The sequence below is a fragment of the Psychrobacter sp. W2-37-MNA-CIBAN-0211 genome, assembly GCF_040309405.1.
Taxonomy (GTDB): Bacteria; Pseudomonadota; Gammaproteobacteria; order Pseudomonadales; family Moraxellaceae; genus Psychrobacter; species Psychrobacter glaciei.
The window spans coordinates 319,618-344,348 of sequence record NZ_JBEOOU010000001.1; the positions used below are offsets into that span (position 1 = coordinate 319,618).

The window sequence follows — 24,731 nt, forward strand, 5'->3', positions numbered from 1 at the left end:
TGTCCATGCAAGAATTTCAAACCAACAAAGCAAACCTAATCCAAGCTCGCCTGCAAGACACACCTGTACATACCCTCGGCGATGGCGAAGTACGCGTCAAAGTTGATCGCTTTGCTTTTACTGCCAACAACATTACTTATGCAGTCATGGGCGACCAATTACGCTATTGGCAGTTTTTTCCGCCAAATGGTGACGAGCCTGAAAAATGGGGCATTATTCCTGTATGGGGCTTTGCCGATGTCATCGAATCAAATAGCGATGCACTACCTATCGGTGAGCGCTTATTCGGTTACTTCCCGCCTGCCAGCGAATTGGTTATCACTCCTAAGCGAGTCACCCAAACCAACTTACTCGATGGCAGTGCCCATCGTGCCGAGCTGCCGCCTGGCTACAATATCTATCAGCGCGTCAATCATGAACGAGGCTATGACCGTGCCAATGACAATCAGCGCATGCTGTTGTTCGTATTGCACTTGACCTCATTTTGCTTGCATGACTTATTAAAGAGTAATGACTGGTTTGGCGCTGAACAAGTCGTGATTATCAGTGCCTCTAGTAAGACCAGTACAGGCTTAGCATATGGCCTAGCTGATGATAAAGACGCACCGCACGTTATCGGCCTTACTTCAAACCGTCATATAGATTTCGTCAATTCAATCGACGCCTATGACAACGTATTGAGCTACGACACGCTTGAGCAGATTGATGCGACCAAACCTACGGTCATTGTCGATATGTCGGCCAACACTGATGTGCTTAGTCGTCTACATACACACTTAGGCGATAACATGCACTACACCAGCAATGTCGGTCTCACGCATTGGGACGAGCCACGCCATGTAGACGGTATTATTCAAGAACGTAGCCAGCAGTTTTTTGCACCCAGTCATGTACAGCAATGCATGAAAGAATGGGGTGCAGAAGAGTTTAATAAACGCTCTATGCGCTATATCATGAATAGCACCGCAAAAACCAATGCATGGCTAAAAATTCAAGAGCTTGACGGAGTCAATGGTTTATTGGAAGTCTATCAAGACATTTGCGCAGGCAAAGTAGCCGCTGATGAAGGTTTGGTGGTAGTCATGGGTGACAATCAATACAATGACTGGGCTATAGAGGCCGGACTATAAAATTTATCATTTATTCATCATTAATAATAAAAAAGCAGAGTGCTTAGTCAATAAGCGCTCTGCTTTTTCCGTATTATGTTCTTGATGCCAAACACATACGCTCTACTCACGATTTTTAAGGTTGAGATTCGCCGCTTAATACATCCACCCTTCGTCTTTTAAATAACCATGTAATCCTTCAGCGAACTGTCTATAGCATGCAGCATTGGCATGTATGCGGTCTGATTTTAAATCATCATCCGACAGCACAGTCGACCAGCCATAAGAATATAATGGTATTCCTGCTGCTTCTGCAACGTCTTCATAAATAGGGTTGTCACTAGCCTTGCCAAACAAGGCACTGGTACTAAAATAAGGCTGTGCCATCAGTACCACTGAAATGTCAGCGGATTTAAACTGATTAATCGTTTCGGTAATATTGGCACGCATCGTATCAGGTGCAATACGCTGCAATACATCATTACCACCCACACCCAATAAGACCAAATCAGGGTTTTGCTCAGTGATCTCATTCACTCGAGTCAATACATCTGCAGAAGTATCACCATTGACACCCGCATTAATGACCCTCCATTTGCTTAGCTCTGCCAGTACCATGGGATACGCTGTTTCAGTATTTGCTCCATATCCATAGGTCAGTGAGTCACCAAGTGCGACCACTGTACTTCCTGCAGGTAAAGCCGTTTGCATCGGCTCATTACCACAGCCTGTCACGCCAACAGCTGCGGCAAGTCCCATGCTTGCTAGTGCTAAAAATCTACCACCTATATTCATATCTGTTCCACTCCTACATTCTCACCAATTGAGCTAAATTTATTTGCGTTAATAATTTGAGGCTACCCAAAATCCATTATTTAACTTCTGTTGTATATCAATCAGTATACGTTGTATAGTTAATACAGGAGATAGATTACCTGTTGGGCGCAATACAAGTGCTACGCGGCTTAGCATAGACAGTGTATTCATCATAAAGTGTAACTTTACCAAGGATACGTGAGGTATTTATGAATAAAACAGCATCTCAAAGTCAGTCTAGCGATAACACTCAAGACAAAGAAAGCGCTGGCAATCAAACCCAAAGTCAGAGTCAATCCACCAAAGCGCCCAATACCAAAAGTCCTGTTTCAACGACGGTCAAAGATACCTTAGAAGGAAAAGAGGCTTTAGAAAAACCTGAGAAAAAAGCAAAAAGTTTCGATGAACTGCAAATAAGTAAGGGTAAGTATCGCCCAGTGGCACAAACCGTTGGCAACTGGCTTGATAACATCAACATGGATGCCCTTAACTATCTAAACGAACAAGCCGAAAACATCTTTTACCGTAAAGGCGTCACCTTTACTGTCTATAGCGATGCCAAAAACATCGAGCGAATGATACCGTTTGATATTATCCCCCGTATTATTGCTGCAAGCGAGTGGCGTCTGATAGAAGCCGGTTGTAAACAGCGCATCACCGCACTCAATGCATTCTTGCACGATATCTATCATGACCAAGCCATTATGAAGGCCGATATTGTACCTGCCAGTTATGTCTATGCCAGCGGCTGTTATGAGCCTTGGATGATGGGTATTGAGCTTGACAAACCCATCTACTCGCATATCAGTGGTATCGACTTGATCCGTGACGAGTCTGGCAAGTTCTGTGTATTAGAGGACAATTTGCGTACTCCGTCTGGTGTCTCCTATATGCTTGAGAGCCGTAAAATATCAGAGACATTATTGTCTGATATGTTTGCTGACACCTCTATTATGGGCATCAGTGATTATCCCGACCGCCTCAAAGCCTGTCTTGCCAGCTCAACATCCAAATATGATCCACAAGTTGTCATCTTGACACCTGGCCGCTTTAACAGTGCCTATTATGAGCATGCGTTCTTAGCACATGAGATGAATGTGCCACTCGTACATGGTTATGATTTGGTAGTTGAGGACAGTAAGGTCTATATGCAAGGTATTCGTGGCAAGGTACAAATCGATGTGATCTACCGACGCATTGATGACCCCTATATTGATCCGCTCGCTTTTCAATCTGACTCGATATTGGGCGTCTCAGGGCTAATGAGCGCCTATCGCGCTGGTAATGTCGTTATCGTAAATGCACCAGGTACAGGTGTGGCTGATGATAAGAGCCTATATCCTTTTGTACCAGACATGATTAAATTCTATCTAAACGAAGAGCCGATTCTGCCTAATATAGAAACCTATCAATGCCGCAAGCCTGATGAGCTCAAATACGTGCTTGATAATTTAGACAAGCTAGTCGTAAAAGAAACCCAAGGCTCAGGTGGTTACGGCATGCTTATTGGGCCGACTTCTACCAAAAAGGAGATCGAAGAGTATCGCCTGCGCCTACTTGAAAACCCAGCTGGATTTATTGCCCAGCCGACTATTTCGTTATCGACCAACCCCACTGCTGTCAGCGATGGCATTGCGCCGCGTCACATTGATCTGCGTCCCTTTATCCTCAGTCACGGCGATGGCACAGTCGATATCGTACCGGGTGGCTTGACTCGTGTGGCCATGGTTGAGGGCTCATTAGTCGTCAACTCATCACAAGGTGGCGGTATTAAGGACACTTGGGTCGTCGATGACAGTCACCTACAATCTGAAACAAAAAAACCAAACGGTAATGGTCAAGCTGGCAAATACACGCCTGTGCCTTTAGATGCCAACAACTCAGATCACGCCAACTATTATGATCGTGTGCAGCCTAAAGAAGCAGGCTATGAGATGCTAGATGACGCACCAATGATCTTGCTACTCTCCACTGCCAGTCATCTCATATGGCTAGGACGATACAGCGAGCGCCTGTATTACTATGATAATGTCATGAAGCAACTGGTCAAAGACGATCTTAAAAAATCACAGCTGAAGCACTTAATCAGCCATTTAGGTTTTGACGCGGATGCGGATGAATCGTTTAAGACCATGAAAGCGCAGATGCTGTCTGATCTGGAACGAAATATCATACCGAACATCGTTCAATCGATAGATGACAATGTGCAAGAGGCCAAAGGCGTCATTGGTAAAGACACGGCTGAGTTATATAATTTGATTAAGCGGCTTTCAAGTGCTGGTACTTATCGGGCTGCAACCTTGCAGCTACATGCATGTAACGCAGCTATGAAACAAGAGCATCCAACGGTGACCTGCTTCTGGCAATTAGGGCGTCATTTTGAGCAGCTAGAGCGGGCTGTGCTACTGGAAGAGGACTCAATAGAAGTCAGTCTTGAGTTTAAGTACTGGATCAATGAGCTGCCTGAAAACACGCGCTGGCGTGAGCTGACACGTCTGGCCAATCAGATGATTAGATCGAAGAAATTTAGTGATTTTCAGCTGATTAGCAAAGAGTTTAATATCATCTTGCGTCAAGGTGTCTAGTCGCAAGATGATTACAGGCGCTAATGATACAGTCGATTCAAGATAATTTGGATAATAGCAAGGCGAGTAACAGTACTACCAATAGTAAACTAAGCAAGCCTGACGCCATATCCGATTTATATGGGATTGACCATACATATGAAATAAACAGAAAAATAGGAAGCTATCATGAAACTTCAAATCAGCCATCAAACCAACTATTATTACGGCGAGCTTGCACAGCGCAGTGTCCAGTATATACGCATGACTCCAATGCAGATGCCGCACCAAATTATTCACAAATGGGAGGTCATGCTGCCTAAAGTGGCGACCAATCAAAAGGATGGCTTTGGAAATGACTGGCTTACCCTCAGCCGTAACGAGGCGCATAACAACCTGCAAATGCAAGCGTCAGGTATCGTCGAGATTGATACAGAGACCAAGCGTGTAGCGGATATGGATCATGTTCCCTACCTACTGTTTACGGTACAAACACCATTGACCAAATGCTCACAAGAGATGCGTGAGTTTTCAGCGCCCTATCTAAAAAACCCCACCCATGACAGCCTAAAATCGATGGCCAATGCCCTCATCATGAAGATGCCGTTTGTGAAAGATGTGACTCATGTAGGTACGACAGCGACTGAGTCTTTTGCGACAGGCGCTGGCGTTTGCCAAGATCACACCCATGTGTTTTTAGGCTGCTTACGGGATCAGCATATTCCAGCCCGTTATGTGTCAGGCTATCTATACGACGATACCGAAAACCATATGGCCAGTCATGCCTGGGCAGAAGTATGGCTGGACGGTTACTGGTACACCTTTGATATCTCAAATCAGCTGTTTCAACCAAGCTCTCATGTCTACGTCGCCATTGGTCGAGACTATTTAGATACAGCTCCTGTCCGCGGTGTTAGAATGGGCGGCGGTTATGAAAACCTTTACAGTCAAGTATTGGTTTCGAGATTATCATAGGCTATTTTTAAGCCTATTCTACTAAGGATCAGTTATGACTTATTGTGCCGCTATACGTCTGAAAGAAGGGATGGTTTTTGCTAGCGACACACGTACCAATGCTGGGGTTGATCATATCTCAACCTTTAGAAAACTCTATCAATATGGCGTTGAGGGCGAGCGCTTTATCGTATTACAGACAGCTGGCAGCTTAGCGACATCGCAGGCGGTGTTTAACAAGCTGCAAAACGATATTGACCAGCGTCTTGAGAGTAATCTCAATACGGTCCCGACTTTATTTGATGCCGCGCAAATGGTTGGTGAATGCATGCGTGAAAAGATGAATCATGCAAAAAAAGTCGCTAATTCTAGTGTCGATGGCGCCTTTACCAGCTCTTTTATGCTGGGTGGTCAAATAAAAGGCCAGAAGCCTGAGTTGTACATGATTTATCCTGCAGGAAATTGTATCAAAGCCACTGAAGACACACCGTTTTTTCAGTTGGGTGAAAGCAAATATGGCAAACCCATTCTAGATCGTTCTGTCAGCTACAATACAGACGTAAGACATGCAGCCCGCGCGTTGATGCTATCATTCGACTCAACCATTCAATCCAACTTGTCAGTGGGCATGCCAATTGACTTTATACTGTATGACAATGACAGCCTGACCATGCCCACTGGCCGACGTATTGATGAGAATGATGAGTATTTCAACAGCATTCGCCATCAATGGTCAGAGGAGCTACGTCGTATTTTGGTGGAACTGCCTAAATGTCCTGATGGTTATTGGGGATAGGTATATGAAGGGCAAAAACTGTTTTAAATGAATGGTACGGATCAACCGACAGACGTAGAAAAAGCAGCATAAGATCGATCTTATGCTGCTTTTTTTATAACCATTTTTTCAAATTATAAGGTTATGTCACCACCAATCGCATTAGCTGCGTACTGATATAACCACCAAACGTGCCCACTGCATAACCCAAAATACCTAAAAACACGCCAACTGGTGCTAACGATGGATGAAAGGCCGTTGCGACAATCGGTGCCGATGACGCACCGCCAGTATTTGCGTTAGAGCCAACCGCCAAAAAGAAAAATGGCGCACGAATGACTCTAGCGACCGCAAAGATGATAACGACGTGAATACTCATCCACAATAGACCAATGAGTAGTAGTCGCCACTGCGAGACAATACCTGCTAGGTTGATTTGCATACCAATAGCCGCAATTAATACAAAGATAAATACGGTCCCGATTTTGGAGGCACCCACATGATCAAGGCGACGTATTTTGGTGAAGGAAAAAACCACTCCTATTAAAGTGATAATCACCACCATCCAAAAGAACGAGCTGGCAAAGCTGTATTGTACTGCCCAGCTATAAGGTGCAAAAAACTCTGCAATCTGACCACCTATGAAATGTGCCACCCCAACCATCGCAAAGCATAAGCCAAACATCACCATCAAATCATTTAAAGTCGCTGGACGTGTATGATCACGCTCGTAGCTTTCAACCGCTTTAATCACTTTATCGATACTGCTGGTATCCGCGCGTAGAAAACGGTCTATCTTGTCACTGTGTTTTGCCATCACCAGAATAGCCAATAACCATAATGAGGCATTGGTAGCATCAACCAAAATCATCATACCAAACAAATCATCACTGACCCCGAATAGCTCCTTCATCGCGGCTTGGTTGGCTGCACCGCCGATCCAACTGCCCGCCACGGCAGAAAATCCACGCCACAATGTGTCATCTGTGAACATCGCAGGTGATATCCATTTAGCAATCCCTAAACTGATCGGACCGCTGATGACGATGGCGATACTCGCAGCGAAGAACATGGCGATCGCTTTCCAACCTAAGCCCAATATCTTGGGCACATCCATCGATAAGGTCATCAACAGCAAACTTGCTGGCAGTAAATAAGTCGCAGTAAAACCATAAATCTGCGAACCAACACCATCAGCAAACACACCCAAGCTATTCAGAGTGGCTGGTATAAAGCAGCACAACACAATACCTGGTAGTACCGCATAAAACCGTCGCCAAAACCTACCGGGTAGACTTTGTGTATAAAACACCAAGCCGATAATGGCCATAATGATGCCAAAGGCCAATGGCAAACTATCAATGGCTAAATTAGAAATGTCGGGCATCCAATGGCTCCAGTGCGCACGATAAAAGCTTGTCAGTATAGAGAAGGCAAAAAAAACGTGCAAGCCACTATCGAGTAGAAAGGCATTTTTACTCTGTTAGCTAAGTTAATCCTATGAATTATGCTCGAAGAGTATTAAGGCGGACAAAGATAAAGTTAGCAGACATAAAAAAGCCAGATAACAAGTATCTGGCTTTTCAATGCTAGGTTATACGGTTAAACTAAGTGATTTTATTCAAATCATTATTAACCGTTAACGATAGCGTTATTACGAGTTGTTACCACGGTTGCCGCCGTTTGGACGACCTTGGCCACGGCTGTCAGAACGACCAGCTGGACGACCTTGGCTGCCGCTTGGACGACCGCGACCCGTTGCAGCGCGCTCACCACGTGGAACGCCAGTGCTATCACCGCGGCTAGGGCCACCAGTGCGCTTGCCTTGATAAGGCTTGCCACCTGAACGCTCATTTGGTTTGCCTGACGTGTCACGTGGCTTACCTTGATAACCGCTGTCATTGCTAGCGCGTTGACCAGTTGATGAGCTGTCGCTTGAACGACCACGAGCATTAGCAGGATTACCTTGATAGCCACCGCTTGAACGACCACGGCCTTGACCATTACCACCACCGTTAGAGCGACCACGACCACGGCCACGACCATTACCTTTGTTTTCGCTAGGTACGTAAGTTTTCTTAGGCTCCATGCCTTCGATGATACATACTTCCATTTTGCGATCTAAATAACGGTTGATGGCGTTAAGCTGTGGACGATCATCCATGCTACATAAGCTGATAGCGATACCAGTACGACCAGCACGGCCACAACGACCGATACGATGGACGTAATCTTCAGTTTGGCGTGGAAGATCATAGTTGATAACGTGCGAGATTGCTGGGATGTCTAGACCACGAGCAGCAACGTCAGTCGCTACTAGGATTTTAACTTTACCATTACGCAAGTCTTGAACGATACGGTTACGCTTGCTTTGTGGCAAGTCACCATGTAGGAAGCTTGCTTTATGACCAGCTTCTTGTAACTGTTTTGCTAGTTTTTCAGTGCTACGTTTGGTAGCAGCAAAGATAATGATCTGTTCCATATCTTGCTGGCAAACGATTTTGTCAAGTAAACGGTTTTTGTGATCGAAATCATCACAGTAGTACACTTTTTCTTCGATGTGTGCAGATTCTACTTTGATTGATACACGCTCAGGGTTCTTAGTGAAGCTGGCAGCGATTTTACCTACTGGGCCATCCCAAGTTGCAGAACACATGATAGTTTGGCGATCCGTTGGTGCGGCACGTAGGATATCACTGATGTCATCAGCAAAACCCATGTCCAGCATACGGTCAGCTTCATCAAGTACTAATACTTCTAGGTTTGACAAGTCAACGCGACCGGCATTGATATGGTCAAGTAAACGACCAGGGGTCGCAACGATAACTTGTACACCTTTTTTCAAAGCAGTAATCTGACCGTTGTACGGTGCGCCGCCTACTAATGGCACACAGAACAAACCGCGCATATCTTTAGAGTATGTACGCACGCTGTCATGTACTTGCTGAGCAAGTTCACGCGTTGGCGTTAGGATAAGTGCTTTGGTTAGTTTGTCAAAGCTAGTGGCGCGGCTTAAACGATCAAGTACAGGGATAACGAAAGCTGCCGTTTTACCACTACCGGTTTGCGCTGATAGAAGAAGGTCACGACCCGCTAGAGCAAAAGGAATAGCTTGTGCTTGAATAGGCGTTGGGTTGGTGTAACCACTGCGATCAAGCGCGGTAAGAATTGGCTTGGCAATACCGAGGTCAGTAAAAGTAACTTGATTTTCGTCAGAAGCGTCAGTAGAAGCTGCTTCATTAGTAGTTGTGTTTTGAGTGTTGTCTTCGATAATGCCATTTTCAGCGGCGATTGCAGATAAGATGTCAGTCATGAGAATCCTTGGTAAGTATAAGTTGCTGTAAATTCAGCAAACTTGATGCATACCACTGATAACCGTTCACCACGCTGCTTTTATTGAGAGATTATCGAGCAATATGAAAATGTCGATAATCAGAAGCCAAGCTAATAAAGCTCTACTTCTTCAATAAATGCGTTCGTGCTGTCTGACGTATTTTGGTGGTAGTGCCGAGTGTCTTATCCTTGCCTGATATCAGCGCATTATCAATGCTTTGTCCAAAGCAGATAAAGGCAAACAACAACCAATCTAGACCGTATTATTTATGGGCCAGTAGATAAGATATGAGTCAAAAATAACTGATATTTTTTAAAAGGTTATTTAAGTACACAAAATCATCGGCAACAATTACTTATGGTCATCCTAGACCCAAAATCGCAGGCGATGTTATCAATCTCATAATTCACGCTAGTCAATGCTAACGTGGCGACGCAGTATAGCACAGTACAAACACTATCTGTATCTATTTTTCCATTTACTATTAAAATAAGCGCTATCTTCTTAATAAACAATCATTTATTTAATGAAGACATGCCTTAGCCTTTAAATAGATGATTGGTCATTAAAATGAACGTCGAATGTTCTAGCGTGGCATTTTTACTTCAGTCACATAGGTTGGCATTTGCCATGCCCCGCCTGCTTCAACCATACGGCACAGCCCCGTAGTGCTTTCATGACTTTTTTCAAAAGCTTTACCTGTCCATATCCAGTCGACTTTGGATAAGCAGTCACCTATCCCGCGACCTTTTTGTACCGAGGTGATTTTGCCTTTGTCGTAATCGGTTGCATTGGTGGTAACCAAGGTCGGCTTATAGGGTTTACTGTCATTTATCACCCAAACGCCCATGCCTGCATTATAAGCCCCTACCCAGCATCCGTGTTGTGCTAATAACTGCGTATTGTTCAAACGGCTGACACGCCATGAGGTTTCATCGAACAAATTTGGGCAGTCACTATCGGCATCTCGCATGGTAGTTTTCATCATTGCTGACAACTGCGAGGATTTCATCACAAATTTTTTGTTGCTGCTAGATATAGCAGCAGGGTTGGGTGCTACAAAACGGAGCGACGGTGCAGGCTTAGGTGGCAAGACACTACTATTGGGCTTTTTAGCATCATCGCTACGGATAAAGGCACTCGATGTGCCTAGGCGGCCCTGTGCCTCATCTGCCTTGAGCATGACAGCGCTAGCTCCTTTATCAGACAACTGCCAACGTGAGTTACGTAGTACCAGCTCGATTTTGCTTGATTTAGTCAAGGCATCTAGCAGTGCGGTCACCTGTGACGAGGTCAGCTCCGCATTGCCTGCTGCTGCGGAGAAAGGTTTGGTTTCACCCAAGTCTTTGCCGTCGATAACCAAAGAAATGCGATGGCGATTACCCAGTTGCATCAAGGCTTTCGCAGAGCTTTCTTTCGCACCGCCAAACTTAACCTGACCGTCTACGGTGGCATTGGCCCCTGCACGGCGCACCAGCAATACCGAGACGGGCAACTGGCTATTGTTTTCTGCTTGGTATCCTGCCAGCCGGCAAGTACGGGTATTATCACAAGCAACCTGCCAATCTTGGTTGGTAAATTCAACGGCGGCAGCATGAGCGTGGCTCATAGAGCTAAATGATGTGATAGTCAGTGCCGTCAGTATGGGTAATAAAATTTTATTTTTTGACATGAATAGGCTTATTTTTGTTGTTTTAGCTTTATTTGCAGAATGAGTCATATTTTTTGCATTAAATTTTTTATGAATATTGATATAGCAACTGGCATTGTGGTCAGTTAACAATAATGGTGCAATTAGAACTTTATGCTTCTTCATAATAATGACTCATCAATAGAAGAATTATAAACACACGCCCTTTAAGACGGCGACCTGTTATCTTAACGTATCAATGTTTCTATCTGTTGTACTAATGTACCATTATGTAAATATACAAGTACACTGCTAATTTAATATATCGATACATAAATATAGCACTATCAATATGTTAAAAAACAAGGCTGACAAGCAAATTGCCTACCAGCCTTGTTTGACAGTCTCATTATTTTTATTTTTCTAATGAAGACCTATGATGCTGAATTACTTAAGCCATTGGTTTTAGTGACAGATTGACTGCCCGTTTTACCGCAGGACGTTCAGCAATTTGCTTCGCCCAGCGCTGTACATTTTTATAATCGTCGACCTGTAAGAATTCAGCGGCTTCATAAAGCTTACCCAAAACCAATTGTCCATACCATGCCCAAATAATGATATCCGCAATATTATAATCTGCCTCGTCATTGCCGCACATGTATGCACTGTCTTTTAGGTGTTTATCGAGTACGTCGAGCTGGCGCTTGGTCTCCATGGCATAGCGATTGATGGGATATTCCATCGGCTCCGGCGCATAAGCATAGAAATGACCAAAACCACCGCCTAAGAAAGGCGCACTACCCATTTGCCACATCAACCAAGACAGACAGTCTGCTCTCGCTTTACCAGCGGCTACAGGTATGAACTGACCAAATTTTTCTGCCAAGTATATTAAGATGGCACCGGACTCAAAAAGCGCAATAGGCTCGCCAGCGGTATCGGCAGAATGATCGACCAAGGCTGGAATCTTTGAGTTAGGATTTATCGCCACAAAGCCCGAACCAAATTGATCGCCTTCTGAGATGTCAATTTTATAGGCGTCATATTCGGCGCCTTCCACACCAAGCTCGGCCAGCTCTTCTAATAAGATGTTAACCTTGACACCATTTGGCGTATTTAGTGAATATAGCTGTAATGGTGCCTCGCCTACTGGCAGCTCTTTCTCATGACGCGCGCCAGCCGTTGGCCGGTTGATACTAGAGAATTTACCGCCACTTTTTTTATCTTGTATCCATACCTTAGGTGGCGTATAAGTCGCTTCTTTTACATTATTATTGGTCGTTGATTGATTGTTATCATTACTCATCAGAGATCCTATTTGTTATTGTGTCACAAAATATAATTTTACTAAAAATAGCCCGTTCAAGATAATTTGGATAAAAAAGCAGGCGAAAACACTATAAGCAGTAGACTGAGCGAACCTAACGAATTATTTAATTCATGTATCCAATTTATACGAGACTGACTGAATGTGTGCTCTACTATAACGGCTATCTCTCGACCTATTAAAGTCCTGTCGTGTAATTAATGTAGTGGTTTTTAAGATAAAAAGTCCTTTGGTTACTTTGCTCACCTTTAACTACTCTGCCATTGTTTCTATACTACGCACAATTTAACGGTCTTTAGAGATAAAGGCAGTCGCTCACGAGCACGCTCTTTGAATACCTTAGCCTTAAGATATGGTGATGTCAGTATGGTAACGCTAACCTCCACACAAAATAAATACCTACCCTATGTGCTGGCAGTGGCGCTGTTCATGCAAATTTTAGACGCCACTATTTTGAATACCTCGCTACCACAAATGGCACAAGCACTGGGTGAGTCACCACTTAAGATGCAATGGGCTGTGATTAGCTATGCGTTAACCTTGGCTGTTTTTATTCCAATCAGTGGGTTTTTAGCGGACAAATATGGCACACGTCGGGTGTTTTTATCCGCGATTATCGTCTTCTGTATTGGTTCATTGCTGTGCGCAGCTTCACCAACCCTAGACTTTTTAATTGGTTCACGTGTGATACAAGGCATTGGCGGTGCGATGATGACACCTGTTGCTAGGTTGATATTGGTCAAGTCATATCCTCGCAATAAGCTATTGACCGTGATGAACTTTGCGGTTATTCCAGCATTGGTAGCACCCTTGGTAGGACCAGTACTCGGCGGTTATATCGTGCAATATGCCAGCTGGCAGTGGATATTTTTGATCAATATACCGATGGGTATTTTTGGTTTTATTATGGGCAAAAAACTGGTACCGGCTTTATTTGAAGATACTAAGCATTTAGATTGGACAGGGTTTTTATTGTTTGCCACTGCAGCTTGTGGGTTTACGCTGGCGGTAGAGTTTGGCTCACAGGCAGGGCGAGAGCTTTATGGATTGTTCTGTGGTTTGGGTGCAAGCCTGCTGATAGGTGCTTATATCTGGCATGCCAAACGCCGTCAAGCGCCGCTATTCCCCTTGACCCTATTTGATATTCGTACCTTTAAGATTGGGATTACGGGTAACTTATTTACGCGCTTAGGCATTAGTGCCGTGCCGTTTCTACTACCGTTACTATTACAAGTGGTGTTTGAATACTCACCGTCGCAGGCGGGTTGGCTACTGGCACCTATCGCGGTTGGGGCGATTGGTATCAAGCCTTGGGTGAGTAAAATTATTCAGCGTTATAGCTATCGCACGGTATTGGTCTACAATACATTTTTTATGGGTACGCTCATCATTATGTTGGCGCAGTTTAATGATGCCTCACAGTGGCTTTGGTTCATCCCTATATTGACCGTGATGGGTGCTTGTAACTCTATGCAGTTTAGCGCGATGAACACCATTACCATTGGTGATTTGGAAGGCGTACAAACCAGTAGCGGTAACAGCTTGATGGCCGTTAATCAGCAGCTCGCGATTAGCTTTGGTATTGCCTTTGGGGCTGCGCTACTGAATCTATTACGAGAGCGGTTTGAGCTTGATACCTTGGCTGCGTTTCAGACGACGTATTGGATATTGGGAATACTAACGATTCTCTCAGGACTGTATTTCTTACGTCTTAAACCTGAAGATGGCCGCGGTCTGTATTAGGGCGTGTCCTCATCTAAAAACTGAAGACAAATGATGCTATAAACACCAGACACAAAAAAGCCAGTAGAGGTTTGAATGATATCAAACGCCTACTGGCTTTTTAATCGATGAAAAGCTTAAGCGATGAAGGATTAAGGCGCTTTGTCATCATCCATCTGTGATTGGATGTAGCGTTCTACACCAATGCTTTCGATCAAGTCTTCTTGTGTCTCTAGCCAGTCTTGATATTCTTCATTGCCATCTTTGAGCTTCACCAATAGCTGACGAGATACATAATCACGATGTGTCTCGCACAAAGTAATCGCATCGGTAAGAATATCGAATTTCTGTTTTTCTAAACGCAAATTGCAATCAATAATCTCTGGCACATCTTCACCCACCAGCACTTTACCCAGTTCTTGCAAATTGGGTAAACCATCAAGTAACAAGATACGCTCGATTAAATCGTCTGACCATTTCATCTCAGCAATTGATTGATGGTATAGCGAGTCATTCAGCGCTTCGAGACCCCAATGCCGAGCAATCCGTGCATGCAAAAAATACTGGTTAATAGCGATTAGTGATTGACCGAGCACTTTATTGAGTGCACGAATAACGTCTTTATCCCCTTTCATAATATCTCTCCCTTTATCATTACCTAGTAAATTAAATGTCGTGTAACGCTATCGATAGCTATTAAACAAGATGAGGAGATACCTCAGCCATTTGACTTTGTAGGTAATTTGGTAGACCAATCATATCGATAAGACGCAACTGCTGCTCAAGCCAATGCGCATGATCTTCTTCAGTGTCTTTTAGCTGCACAACCAACATCTCGCGAGTGACGTAATCATGTTGTTCTTCACACAGCGCAATACCGTCTTTTAGATGCTGTTGCACTTCATACTCTAGATCAAGGTCAAGCTGCAGCATTTCAGGAACAGTGCTACCAACATTGATATCGTTGACTTTCATCTTTGGCGTGCCGCCGAGCATTAGAATACGGCGAATGATAGCCTGTGCGTGTAAGGTTTCATCTTGCATCTCATGATTGATACGGTCGTATAATTTGCCGTAATGCCATTCCGCATACATCTCTGAGTGAATGAAATACTGGTCACGAGCTGCAAGCTCGCCACCTAATAGAAAATTTAAATACTCAATAACTTTTGGGCTACCTATCATCACACGCACTCCTATATTTATTCGTCTTTCAGATTACAGTAATAGTAATAATACCTGTATTGATAGCATTATCAGTAACCTGCACGGTCAAATTGAAAACAACAAAAAATATTCTAAATCAAGATAGATATAGTAGCATATAGACGCTGTATGACTTGTAACGTTATTAACTAAGAATACGATGCTAATTGAGAATCATAATTAGCCAGCTTTTTTGAAGACGCTCAATAGGTATTTGAGCAATATAGAGAAAGTTCAGTGCGGGATATAAGCATGATAACTGCCCTACCCTTTATAACAGCTAATCTAGCTATAAAGGGTAAACAGCGATAATAGAAAAGGCGGTTGTTCGAAGGTAGGACTACTTGTCATGCGCAAGCGTAAACGGTGCTTATCTAACAATCGTTAAACGGCATAAGCTAGGACATCTAATCTAGCATGGTGTTCATCAAGATAATCGTTGACCATAGGTTCGCAGCAGCCACAGCACGTCGCAACATCAAGGGTATCTTTTAGACCGTCAAGGGTATCGATGCCAGCAGCAATAGCGGCTTTGATTTGCTTTTCTTTTACGTCGTTACAGATACATACGTACATGTGCTTGCTCCTACGATGGTTACCATATGCTTTGCTGAAGTACTTAAAAATAAATAGGTACTTAGAAATAAAGAGGTACTTAAAAATAAAGAGATGTGTTTTGGACGATATAGGTTACTTGATGTTCAATACTTTATCTTGTTGGTCGTTATAATAACGATAATTATTACCATTTGCAATAGCATTGACCTATCTGTTTGTCATAAATCTATCGCTATTGAATCTTGATAAAAACTCAATTCATGTAACTGCATACACACAAACATGTAACCGAACATTTTTAACGGTATTAAATTGACGATGAAGTGTAATTTTGCTCACTTTTTAATCGATTTTATTGATAACTGCTGTTATATTGGCGTCCTATTAATAAAAGCTCTCTTGGGATTACCCTATGTCTGATAATAATTTTACGATACAACCTATCGAATTGTTTAAAGTTTTATCTGATCCGACACGCTTAAAAATCTTCCAAATTTTATTCAAAAAAGAGGCACGCTGTGTAGGCGCATTGGTAGAAATATTGGATCAACCGCAGCCAACCATCTCTCGCCATTTAAACCATTTGAAAAAACTGGGTATTTTAAGCTGTGTTCGCGACGGTACGTGGATGTGGTATGAAGTAGCAGATGACCTGCCTGACTGGTGCCAAGATATCTTAGACATCACTTATGAGCAAACCTCACTTGGAGACTTAGACGGTGATATGCAAAAACTCGCGTAGTTACTATTAAGTAGTTACTACTAATAAGTGCTTAGATGGTAATCGATTAGGATAGTAGCTAATTAGAAGCTATTCATTAAGCGTTACTATCTGCGGGTTTGGTCATTGCTCTACCTCTAAAGTTGACACTTATAAATAGCTTAATCCATAAAAAAAAGACCTAATAATTTAGGTCTTTTTTTATCTACAAATGACAGCAACTGCACAGACTGGTTGTCTTAAACATAGCTAAAACGCGATGAGATATAGTCAAAATATCCCAAAAACGTTACGATACTGCTGATATTAATTTTTTGTAGCCTCTGTCTGCTCAGGCACAGCAAGCAAGAAAAATTGATATCAGCAGTGCGTGATGTATCGATATTACTTTGCACTGACTATATGACTTAAAGAAGTCTGATTATACTAAATCTAAAAAGTCGCTGACAAAAGCGTTAGCTGGATGGTGTATCAGCTCTTCTGAAGTACCTACCTGCTCGACATGACCATGATTCATCACCACAATCTCATCAGATATTGCGCGCGCCTCTTCTTGATCATGGGTCACCATGATACTGGTAATACCAAGATCATGATGAATGTCTTTTAGCCAGGTACGCAACTCTTTACGCACCTTGGCATCAAGTGCGCCAAACGGCTCATCCAGTAGTAATAACTTTGGTTTTACCGCCAGTGCTCGTGCCAGTGCAATACGTTGGCGCTGACCACCAGATAATTGATGTGGGTAAGCATTGGCAATCTGCGGCAACTGTACTAATTCTAGCAGCTCTGCCACCCGCTTATTGATATCAGCTTTGCTTGGGCGTTCGTTCTTTGGCAACAGCGTTAAGCCAAAGGCGATATTATCAGCGATATTTTTGTGGCGAAACAAGGCATAGTGCTGAAACATAAAGCCGATATGGCGTTTTTGAACCGGCGTGTTGGTAACGTCCAAATCATCAAACAATATCTGTCCCGAATCCGCATATTCAAGCCCAGCAATGATACGTAACAGTGTCGTCTTACCGCAACCAGAGGGGCCTAGCAAGGTCGTCAATTTACCAGTAGGCACAGTGATATTAATATTGTCTAAGGCAGTAAAATTGCCAAAACTTTTATTAACGTTCCTAATTTCGATGCTCATAATAGTGTCTCTTATTATATCTTTTGTCTTATCGTGGCAGATTGTCTTCGATTACTGTTTTATTAGTAGCTAAATATAAGTAGCGAACTATTAACAGCTACTTGAACCATTTACAGGCTGTTATCTTCGTTCTTTGCTACGGTGGCATTGGCACTCACTGGCAGCTCAGGGGCACTTGCCAGCCGTTCAGATTTGGCAAATTTACGCTCTTGTACTTTGGTCATGACTTGTTGTATCAGCAGCGTCACGAGAGCAAGCGCAGCAAGTAAACTTGATAAGGCAAAAGCCGCGGTAAAATTATAATCATTGTAAGCAATCTCAACCAAGAGCGGCATGGTATTGGTCTCACCGCGAATATGGCCCGAGACCACGCTCACGGCACCAAATTCACCCATTGCTCGAGCATTGGTTAAAATCAAACCATAGAGCAATGCCCATTTGATATTGGGCAAGGTTACATGCCAAAAAGTCTGCCAACCGGTAGCACCCAAAGTAAGCGCGGCCTGCTCTTCACTATCACCTTGTGTCTGCATCAGCGGTATCAGCTCACGTGCCACAAAGGGAAAGGTCACAAATAGCGTTGCCAACACAATCCCTGGCACCGCATAAATCACTTGAAAGCCCATGCTCTCAAGCCAGCCACCAACGGTAGAGTTGAGTCCAAATAACAACACAAACATCAAACCGGCGACCACTGGTGACACCGAAAACGGCAAATCAAGCAAGGTTGTGACCAGCTGCTTACCTTTAAACTGATAACGCGTGACCAACCATGCAATCGCGATACCCATCACCATATTAATGGGTAACACGATAGCAGCGGTAATTAACGTCAGCTTAATGGCTTGCAAGGCTTCTGGATCGACCAGCGAGGCAATGTACAGCTGCCAGCCACCTTTAAAGGCTTCGTAGAACACCGCAAACAATGGCACCACCAACATGATAACCATGAATAAAACAGCAATCGTGATAAAGGTACGTCTAATCCATGGGCTGTCTTTAGTCGCTGGATTACTTTGATAATCGTAGCTATTGGATATCTGCATCTTAGCGAGCTCCTACACGGCGCGACAGTTTCCACTGTACGATGTTGATGGTCAATAAAATCACAAATGAGATCAGCAGCATAAATAACGCCACGGCGGAGGCACCCTGAACATCAAACTGCTCAAGTTTACTGATAATAATGAGCGGTAAAATCTCAGACTGCATCGGAATGTTACCAGCGATAAAAATCACCGAGCCATACTCGCCAGTCGCACGAGCAAACATCATGCCTGCACCCATAAGTAAAGCGGGTAACAGCTCTGGCAAAATAACCTTGCGAAAAGTGGTAAAGCGATTTGCGCCTAATACCGCAGATGCCTCTTCAAACTCAACCGATAGCTCGGCCAGTACGGGCTGTACCGCACGAACAATAAACGGAAAGCTGACCACTACTAAGGCGAGCCAAATACCAATAGGCGTAAAAGCCACCTGAATATCGAATTTATCGAACCATTGACCAATCAGACCATTAGGTGCGTAAAGAGTGGCAAGAGAGATACCGGTGACGGCGGTTGGTAGTGCAAAAGGTAAATCAACCAAAGCATTGATTAGGGACTTACCCCAAAACTCATAACGCACCAGTACCCAAGCGACCAACGTACCAAACACCATATTGGTGAGCATCGCTAAGAACGACATCCACAAGCTTAATTTTATAGCAGCGGTCACTTGCGGCTGGGTAATGGTTTCCCAAAAGCCAGTCCAGCCCATTTGCGTTGTGGTATAAGCCATCATAGCAAACGGCAGTACCACCAGTAACGATAAGCTAAAGACGGTGATGCCCATGCTCAGACCAAACCCTGGCAGCACATTGCGCTGACGCAAACGGTTCAGCCACCCTTTGTTTCGCAGGGGTTTATTGGCAGAAGATAGTGGTGCACTCATAGTAATGTCCTATTGCCTATCTGATGGTACTTATCGTAAAGACCACGTTTTATCAAATTTATTATTAGTACGCTTATGGTATAAAGGACATAGCGCGGGTGCCATGTCCTTTATATGATTGGACGTTACTTTAGAATTGCTGCGCTGGTAACGACAGTACGTTTAAAACATAGCAGACTGGCTACTGAGGGGCATTAATTGCTAACTGATCGAATACGCCGCCATCACTAAAGTAAGTGCCCATGATCTCATCCCATGACCCAAACGCATCGTTTGGACGGAAAGTTTCAACCGGTGGTAATTTGTCACCATTTTTATCAAGAACGCTTTTTACGCTAGGACGTAAGTAAAGGTCAGCAGCCAATTGCTGAGCAGGCTCGCTCCATAAGTAATCAAGATAGGCTTTTGCTGCATTAGTCGTGCCTTTCTTGTCCGTCACCGACTTAACGATCGCAACAGGGCTTTCTGATTTGATAGAGTATTTAGGATAAACGATGTCAACTTTACCCGCACCAAAATCAGTGGCGGCAAGGTTGGCTTCGTTTTCAAAGGTGACGAGTACATCACCAATACCGCGCTGAACGAAAGTCGTTGTCGCGGCACGTCCGCCATTCTCATAAACTTTTACGTTTTTAAGCATATCTTTTACGTATTTTTTCGCTGGTGCTTCTTCGTTATTAAAGGCGTGTAAACCATAACCATAAGCCCCTAAAAATGCATAGCGACCGTTACCAGTAACTTTCGGATTAGCCATCACAATCTCAAGGCCATCTTTGGTCAAATCTTCCCAATCGTTGATGCCTTTTGGATTGTCTTTACGCACCAAAAATACGATGGTGCTGGTAAATGGCACGGCATTATCTGGGAACTTGCTTTCCCAATCTGACTCAACCAACCCTTTTTTCTCAAGCAATTCAATGTCTGAGCCTTGGTTCATCGTCGCAACATCCGCTTGCAAACCATTGGCAACTGACAGTGCTTGCTTACTTGAGCCACCATGTGACTGCTTAATTAGGATAGTGTCGTTTGGGTTCTCAGCCTTATAGTGCTCAACGAACAGCGGGTTGTAGTCTTTATAAAAATCACGCGCCACATCATAAGAGACGTTCAACAGCTCGATATTCTGACCTTCTGCACTCGTGGCTGTGCCATCAGCATTGGCAGTTGTATCTGCCTGCTCACTGTTGCTACAGCCAGCAAGTCCAAGTGTCAACGCCACGCCAGCGACACTTAGAGCGCTCAGCGCTTTGTTTTTTTGTTGATAACGAGCTGCGTATGTCATAAATACCTCAGAGATGTCTGTTTTTTATGTAATGCAGGTATGCTAACAGCGCCATCTTATTATGTTTAATGATGAATATGTGTATGTTATTGCCAAAATGGAATAACTGTATTATATAGATAAAGTTATCAATTACTTAAGGGTTGCCCTCTACTCTACCCGTGCCAGCTGATCGAAACGCCCGCCATCGACGAAGAATGTGTCCATGATCTGTGCCCAAGACCCGAAAACTTCGACTGGCTCAAAAGTGTCAATATCAGGTAGGGTGTCTTTGTGCGCTGCTAATACCTGCTCATTACTAGGACGCATATACATCTGTGCCATGAGTTCTTGTGCGGGGGTCTCCCATAAACCTTTGAGATAAGCGGTTGCGGCCTCAGTTTTACCGCCTTTTTCGGTGACAGCGGTCACTACGGCAACGGGGTTTTTAATAACAATCGAGTAGCTCGGATAAACAATGTCAACTTTTCCTTTTGCGAACTGCTGCACCGCCAGATGCGCTTCGTTTTCGGTAGTGATAAGTACATCACCTAGCCCGCGTTGGGTAAAGCTGGTCGTCGCTGCTCGTGCACCATTGTCGTAAGTAACGACGTTTGCCAATAGTTTCTTGATAAAGTCATCCGTTTTGGTAGGATTTTCCACACTTTCTTTGAATTGATGCAGACCATAACCATAAGCGCCCAAAAAAGCATAACGCGCCGTACCACTGGTCTTTGGATTCGGGATGACCACATCGATACCATTACGCGCCAAATCCGACCAATCTTGGATATTTTTTGGATTGCCTTTCCGTACCAGTAGCACCATAGTGCTGGTATAAGGAACGGCATTATTCGGTAGGGCTTGTTGCCAGTCGGCTGCGACCAAGCCTTTTTCAACCAACAAGTTCATGTCGCTTTCTTGGTTGAAGGTCACCACATCGGCTTGCAAACCATTGGCAACCGACAAGGCCTGCTTACTTGAACCACCATGTGACTGATTGATATCGATCTTACTGTCTGGATTTTCTTTCTGATAATTCGCACTGAATAATGCGTTATAGTCTTTGTAAAAATCGCGCGACACATCGTAAGAGACGTTCAGTAAGCTGATGTCTTTTTGCCCACTGGCAGATTCGTTTTGCGTGGCTTGCGTTGGGCTACAACCTGCAATTAGCATCATCGCTGTCAATGCGCTGCCAATCATGAGGATGCGTGGTTGTACGCTTTTAGATAATGATGGGGCACCAGCAATACTGCCAATGCAAGATGAGATTTTGTTGATATTAATTTGCATAAATGTTCTCTATAGTTTCGAGTTTCATATCTTTTAGTTTCGATGCGACCATTTTTTATTAAAATACTTATTACGGTCTCAATGGCTATTGCTCAGTGAATTTGGCTTTTTGAATTTAATATTGAGTATAATGAGAGCCATGCTAGCAGCTTGTTTCATGAACGCTTAGTGACAAATTAGCTTATCGAGTGAAGCACTTGGCATAAGCAGGCAGGAGCAATACCTATCATTCACTTAACCACAAGGTGCGACCATATGATTCAATACCAAACCCGCTCAGTACTTTCTATTGCGTTATTATTTGCCAGCCCTATCCTTGTTAGCGTCAGCGGTTGTAGTTATAGCAATGATAACTACGGTGATAGCAAAGTGAAAAGTACTGCTGTTATGCCGACACCTGCTGTGCAAAAAGTCGTTGGTGACTACGCCTCAGAGAGTTATGCGGCTCGCAAGCAAGGTTATGATTGGGTGGGCGTCATGGTGAGACCTGACGGAGCGACAGACATTACTATAAAAATGTGCGCCCGCAGTGATGTGAAAAAACCAACCTGTCATTTTGATGGTAAGGCGACCTTGCTGGGTCAGGATGATGCGCACGGCATTATTTTTCAGACCAAGATAAATAGCAGCAATGACAGCAAGGTATTCTTTCAATTTAAAGACGATACGCTGACCATTGATAGCCCAGATAAATATGCATTGAACTATTTTTGCTCAGGTGGCGGTACACTAGCCGGAAACTATGAGAAGCTTTCGGGTACTTTAGAGTTGAATTAACATTCAATGACGTTAGGCTTTACTGTAGACAATAAAAAAGGTGCTAGACGATAAGTCTGACACCTTTTTTTATGACTGATTTTATTTATCAACGATACAAATTAATTATACGGCTGATGCACCAGTGAGCTTAACCTCAGCACGCTCCTCACGAGCGATACCAGCATAATAATTGCGCAAAATTTCTAGTACTTCGGGACGGCTAAAGTTCTCTGGCACCTCTTCATCTTCTGATAGTGCTTTACGTAGCTTAGTACCTGACACTTTGACATGTTCAGAGGCGTCATGCGGGCAAGTTTTGTCGGATGCCATCGCATTACAAGCATTACACCAGAACGTCCAGCCAATTTTTAACGGCTGAGTGATCAGATCGTCTTTGCCAACGTGCTCAAAGATAGTCTGAGCATCAAAGGCACCATAATAATCGCCAACACCAGCATGGTCACGACCAACAATCAGATGACTACAGCCATAGTTTTGACGGAATACCGCATGTAGTAACGCTTCACGAGGTCCAGCATAACGCATGTCTAGTGGATAACCCGCTTGAATCACCGTATCTTGTCTAAAGTAGTTGTCAATCAAGGTTTTGATGGCTTCTTGACGCACGTCAGCAGGAATATCACCTGGCTTGAGCGCACCTAACAATGAATGTATCAACACTCCATCACAAATCTCGATAGCAATTTTGGCAAGATACTCATGTGAGCGATGCATTGGGTTACGCGTCTGGAATGCTGCGACTGTTTTCCAGCCTTTGGCATCCAATATTTCGCGCGTCTCCGCTGGTGTTTTGTAGATCTCTGGGTATAAGGCTGGGAATTCGCCTTCGCTCAGCACTTCTACGCTACCTGCGATGTTGACATCGCCTTGGTTTAGCACTTGCTGCACACCCGGATGCTCAGAGTCTGTCGTGGTAAATACTTGCTGGCATTCGTGTTCTTTATCAATACTATAGGTTTCTTCAACCGTCAAGATGCCCATCACTTCACCATCTTCAGCGATCAACGCGACTTTATCACCTTGATTTAAGCTGTCGGCTGTGGCTGTTGGTGCAGATAAGGTGATTGGAATCGGCCAAAACAAGCCAGCATTCTCGCCGCTTTTCAGACGCATGTTATCAACCACACCCTGCCAGTCGGCTTGATTCATAAAGCCGTTTAGCGGGGTAAAGCCGCCAATACCAAACATAATCAAATCGCCACGCTCACGAGAGCTTAAGGTAATCGTCGGTAATGTGCTGGCAAGTGCCAAGGCTTGATCACGGGCGTCGCCAGTTAACAATAATGGCTTAAGCTCACTGCTACCATGAGGAGGGACTAGTTTTGAAGCTGCTTGATTGAGGACTGAAGATGTCATATTGATTTAAAACCTTAATAATAAATGATTATACTTGGTAAGTTGGCTTAGCAAATTGGCTTATAAATAGAATACGCATAGGCTACCTAACTTTCGTTATGAAAATTTATGCTGTGTTTGGATATGGATATGTCTTAAAGGAATTTATGTTTTTTGGCACAAGCTTATATGATGTAAAGCTGAATTATTCACATTGCGATCGGCAACAAAATCTATTACACACGCAAATCATTTTCGTCGCTGCTT

General features: G+C 43.8%; 21 protein-coding genes. 7 read left to right on the forward strand and 14 right to left on the reverse strand.

All coding sequences use genetic code 11. From position 1 onward, the window contains the following. Positions 1–5 precede the first annotated feature (5 nt). Complete coding sequence (locus AAEY72_RS01380; protein ID WP_352309176.1) at positions 6–1,130, forward strand: DUF2855 family protein; 1,125 nt, start codon at positions 6–8, stop codon at positions 1,128–1,130. Between the two features lie 135 nt (positions 1,131–1,265). On the opposite strand, the gene AAEY72_RS01385 is transcribed toward AAEY72_RS01380, so the two are convergent. Further along, on the reverse strand, positions 1,266–1,904 hold the full coding sequence (locus AAEY72_RS01385) for a GDSL-type esterase/lipase family protein (protein ID WP_352309177.1): 639 nt from the start codon (positions 1,902–1,904) through the stop codon (positions 1,266–1,268). A 230-nt stretch (positions 1,905–2,134) separates the two neighbouring features. Between AAEY72_RS01385 and AAEY72_RS16650 the strand changes: the two genes are divergently transcribed. From AAEY72_RS16650 to AAEY72_RS01400, 3 genes are all read left to right on the forward strand, one after another. Continuing rightward, the gene (locus tag AAEY72_RS16650; protein ID WP_502945338.1) at positions 2,135–4,510 is read left to right on the forward strand and encodes a circularly permuted type 2 ATP-grasp protein; all 2,376 of its coding nucleotides are present in this window, start codon (positions 2,135–2,137) and stop codon (positions 4,508–4,510) included. Between the two features lie 168 nt (positions 4,511–4,678). Next, entirely contained in the window at positions 4,679–5,464 is a 786-nt protein-coding gene (locus AAEY72_RS01395; RefSeq protein WP_201590650.1) for a transglutaminase family protein, read from the forward strand. Positions 5,465–5,498: 34 nt separating this feature from the next. Further along, on the forward strand, positions 5,499–6,239 hold the full coding sequence (locus tag AAEY72_RS01400; RefSeq protein WP_352309178.1) for a proteasome-type protease: 741 nt from the start codon (positions 5,499–5,501) through the stop codon (positions 6,237–6,239). Positions 6,240–6,360: 121 nt separating this feature from the next. Here AAEY72_RS01400 and AAEY72_RS01405 read toward each other — a convergent pair whose 3' ends face one another. The 4 genes from AAEY72_RS01405 to yghU form a co-directional block, all read right to left on the reverse strand. Then, positions 6,361–7,605, reverse strand: coding sequence for a DUF819 family protein (locus AAEY72_RS01405; protein WP_352309179.1), 1,245 nt, complete (start codon positions 7,603–7,605; stop codon positions 6,361–6,363). A 267-nt stretch (positions 7,606–7,872) separates the two neighbouring features. Beyond that, positions 7,873–9,531 (reverse strand): DEAD/DEAH box helicase CsdA, encoded by a 1,659-nt coding sequence (csdA, locus tag AAEY72_RS01410; protein WP_352309180.1) that lies wholly within the window; start codon positions 9,529–9,531, stop codon positions 7,873–7,875. Positions 9,532–10,138: 607 nt separating this feature from the next. Continuing rightward, a complete protein-coding gene (locus AAEY72_RS01415) occupies positions 10,139–11,224 on the reverse strand; it encodes a DUF1176 domain-containing protein (RefSeq protein WP_352309182.1) in 1,086 nt (361 codons plus the stop codon). A 409-nt stretch (positions 11,225–11,633) separates the two neighbouring features. Next, on the reverse strand, positions 11,634–12,488 hold the full coding sequence (yghU, locus tag AAEY72_RS01420; protein ID WP_352309183.1) for a glutathione-dependent disulfide-bond oxidoreductase: 855 nt from the start codon (positions 12,486–12,488) through the stop codon (positions 11,634–11,636). Positions 12,489–12,875: 387 nt separating this feature from the next. Here yghU and AAEY72_RS01425 point away from each other — a divergent pair, with 387 nt between their 5' ends. Then, positions 12,876–14,252 (forward strand): DHA2 family efflux MFS transporter permease subunit, encoded by a 1,377-nt coding sequence (locus AAEY72_RS01425; protein WP_502945339.1) that lies wholly within the window; start codon positions 12,876–12,878, stop codon positions 14,250–14,252. A gap of 131 nt (positions 14,253–14,383) precedes the next feature. On the opposite strand, the gene bfr (AAEY72_RS01430) is transcribed toward AAEY72_RS01425, so the two are convergent. From bfr (AAEY72_RS01430) to AAEY72_RS01440, 3 genes are all read right to left on the reverse strand, one after another. Continuing rightward, complete coding sequence (gene bfr, locus AAEY72_RS01430; protein WP_194618535.1) at positions 14,384–14,866, reverse strand: bacterioferritin; 483 nt, start codon at positions 14,864–14,866, stop codon at positions 14,384–14,386. Positions 14,867–14,927: 61 nt separating this feature from the next. Then, a complete protein-coding gene (gene bfr, locus AAEY72_RS01435) occupies positions 14,928–15,416 on the reverse strand; it encodes a bacterioferritin (RefSeq protein ID WP_010198016.1) in 489 nt (162 codons plus the stop codon). Positions 15,417–15,821: 405 nt separating this feature from the next. Then, a complete protein-coding gene (locus AAEY72_RS01440; protein ID WP_010198018.1) occupies positions 15,822–16,013 on the reverse strand; it encodes a (2Fe-2S)-binding protein in 192 nt (63 codons plus the stop codon). 394 nt (positions 16,014–16,407) lie between these two features. Between AAEY72_RS01440 and AAEY72_RS01445 the strand changes: the two genes are divergently transcribed. Further along, positions 16,408–16,737, forward strand: coding sequence for an ArsR/SmtB family transcription factor (locus AAEY72_RS01445; RefSeq protein ID WP_189581943.1), 330 nt, complete (start codon positions 16,408–16,410; stop codon positions 16,735–16,737). A 400-nt stretch (positions 16,738–17,137) separates the two neighbouring features. Here AAEY72_RS01445 and AAEY72_RS01450 read toward each other — a convergent pair whose 3' ends face one another. The 5 genes from AAEY72_RS01450 to AAEY72_RS01470 all read right to left on the reverse strand — a co-directional run bounded on the left by AAEY72_RS01450 (position 17,138) and on the right by AAEY72_RS01470 (position 22,349). Continuing rightward, positions 17,138–17,860, reverse strand: a complete 723-nt coding sequence (locus AAEY72_RS01450) for a sulfate/molybdate ABC transporter ATP-binding protein (RefSeq protein WP_010198021.1) — start codon at positions 17,858–17,860, stop codon at positions 17,138–17,140. 110 nt (positions 17,861–17,970) lie between these two features. Then, positions 17,971–18,906, reverse strand: a complete 936-nt coding sequence (cysW, locus tag AAEY72_RS01455) for a sulfate ABC transporter permease subunit CysW (protein WP_352309184.1) — start codon at positions 18,904–18,906, stop codon at positions 17,971–17,973. 1 nt (position 18,907) lies between these two features. Beyond that, the gene (cysT, locus tag AAEY72_RS01460) at positions 18,908–19,792 is read right to left on the reverse strand and encodes a sulfate ABC transporter permease subunit CysT (protein WP_010198024.1); all 885 of its coding nucleotides are present in this window, start codon (positions 19,790–19,792) and stop codon (positions 18,908–18,910) included. Positions 19,793–19,973: 181 nt separating this feature from the next. Further along, positions 19,974–21,074 carry a sulfate ABC transporter substrate-binding protein gene (locus AAEY72_RS01465; protein ID WP_010198026.1) on the reverse strand — a complete coding sequence of 367 codons (1,101 nt, stop codon included), beginning with the start codon at positions 21,072–21,074 and terminating at the stop codon, positions 19,974–19,976. Positions 21,075–21,224: 150 nt separating this feature from the next. After that, a complete protein-coding gene (locus AAEY72_RS01470; protein ID WP_352309185.1) occupies positions 21,225–22,349 on the reverse strand; it encodes a sulfate ABC transporter substrate-binding protein in 1,125 nt (374 codons plus the stop codon). A gap of 255 nt (positions 22,350–22,604) precedes the next feature. On the opposite strand from AAEY72_RS01470, the gene AAEY72_RS01475 reads away from it, so the two are divergent. Continuing rightward, positions 22,605–23,126, forward strand: a complete 522-nt coding sequence (locus AAEY72_RS01475) for a hypothetical protein (protein WP_352309186.1) — start codon at positions 22,605–22,607, stop codon at positions 23,124–23,126. Between the two features lie 105 nt (positions 23,127–23,231). On the opposite strand, the gene sat is transcribed toward AAEY72_RS01475, so the two are convergent. Then, positions 23,232–24,485, reverse strand: a complete 1,254-nt coding sequence (gene sat, locus AAEY72_RS01480) for a sulfate adenylyltransferase (protein WP_352309187.1) — start codon at positions 24,483–24,485, stop codon at positions 23,232–23,234. Between the last annotated feature and the right edge of the window lie 246 nt (positions 24,486–24,731).

Excerpts from the sequence above, each read along its gene's own strand:
- AAEY72_RS01380 (WP_352309176.1), top strand. The coding sequence starts at position 6 with ATGCAAGAATTTCAAACCAACAAAGCAAACCTAATCCAAGCTCGCCTG.
- AAEY72_RS01385 (WP_352309177.1), bottom strand. The coding sequence starts at position 1,904 with ATGAATATAGGTGGTAGATTTTTAGCACTAGCAAGCATGGGACTTGCC.
- AAEY72_RS16650 (WP_502945338.1), top strand. The coding sequence starts at position 2,135 with ATGAATAAAACAGCATCTCAAAGTCAGTCTAGCGATAACACTCAAGAC.
- AAEY72_RS01395 (WP_201590650.1), top strand. The coding sequence starts at position 4,679 with ATGAAACTTCAAATCAGCCATCAAACCAACTATTATTACGGCGAGCTT.
- AAEY72_RS01400 (WP_352309178.1), top strand. The coding sequence starts at position 5,499 with ATGACTTATTGTGCCGCTATACGTCTGAAAGAAGGGATGGTTTTTGCT.
- AAEY72_RS01405 (WP_352309179.1), bottom strand. The coding sequence starts at position 7,605 with ATGCCCGACATTTCTAATTTAGCCATTGATAGTTTGCCATTGGCCTTT.
- csdA (WP_352309180.1), bottom strand. The coding sequence starts at position 9,531 with ATGACTGACATCTTATCTGCAATCGCCGCTGAAAATGGCATTATCGAA.
- AAEY72_RS01415 (WP_352309182.1), bottom strand. The coding sequence starts at position 11,224 with ATGTCAAAAAATAAAATTTTATTACCCATACTGACGGCACTGACTATC.
- yghU (WP_352309183.1), bottom strand. The coding sequence starts at position 12,488 with ATGAGTAATGATAACAATCAATCAACGACCAATAATAATGTAAAAGAA.
- AAEY72_RS01425 (WP_502945339.1), top strand. The coding sequence starts at position 12,876 with ATGGTAACGCTAACCTCCACACAAAATAAATACCTACCCTATGTGCTG.
- bfr (WP_194618535.1), bottom strand. The coding sequence starts at position 14,866 with ATGAAAGGGGATAAAGACGTTATTCGTGCACTCAATAAAGTGCTCGGT.
- bfr (WP_010198016.1), bottom strand. The coding sequence starts at position 15,416 with ATGATAGGTAGCCCAAAAGTTATTGAGTATTTAAATTTTCTATTAGGT.
- AAEY72_RS01440 (WP_010198018.1), bottom strand. The coding sequence starts at position 16,013 with ATGTACGTATGTATCTGTAACGACGTAAAAGAAAAGCAAATCAAAGCC.
- AAEY72_RS01445 (WP_189581943.1), top strand. The coding sequence starts at position 16,408 with ATGTCTGATAATAATTTTACGATACAACCTATCGAATTGTTTAAAGTT.
- AAEY72_RS01450 (WP_010198021.1), bottom strand. The coding sequence starts at position 17,860 with ATGAGCATCGAAATTAGGAACGTTAATAAAAGTTTTGGCAATTTTACT.
- cysW (WP_352309184.1), bottom strand. The coding sequence starts at position 18,906 with ATGCAGATATCCAATAGCTACGATTATCAAAGTAATCCAGCGACTAAA.
- cysT (WP_010198024.1), bottom strand. The coding sequence starts at position 19,792 with ATGAGTGCACCACTATCTTCTGCCAATAAACCCCTGCGAAACAAAGGG.
- AAEY72_RS01465 (WP_010198026.1), bottom strand. The coding sequence starts at position 21,074 with ATGACATACGCAGCTCGTTATCAACAAAAAAACAAAGCGCTGAGCGCT.
- AAEY72_RS01470 (WP_352309185.1), bottom strand. The coding sequence starts at position 22,349 with ATGCAAATTAATATCAACAAAATCTCATCTTGCATTGGCAGTATTGCT.
- AAEY72_RS01475 (WP_352309186.1), top strand. The coding sequence starts at position 22,605 with ATGATTCAATACCAAACCCGCTCAGTACTTTCTATTGCGTTATTATTT.
- sat (WP_352309187.1), bottom strand. The coding sequence starts at position 24,485 with ATGACATCTTCAGTCCTCAATCAAGCAGCTTCAAAACTAGTCCCTCCT.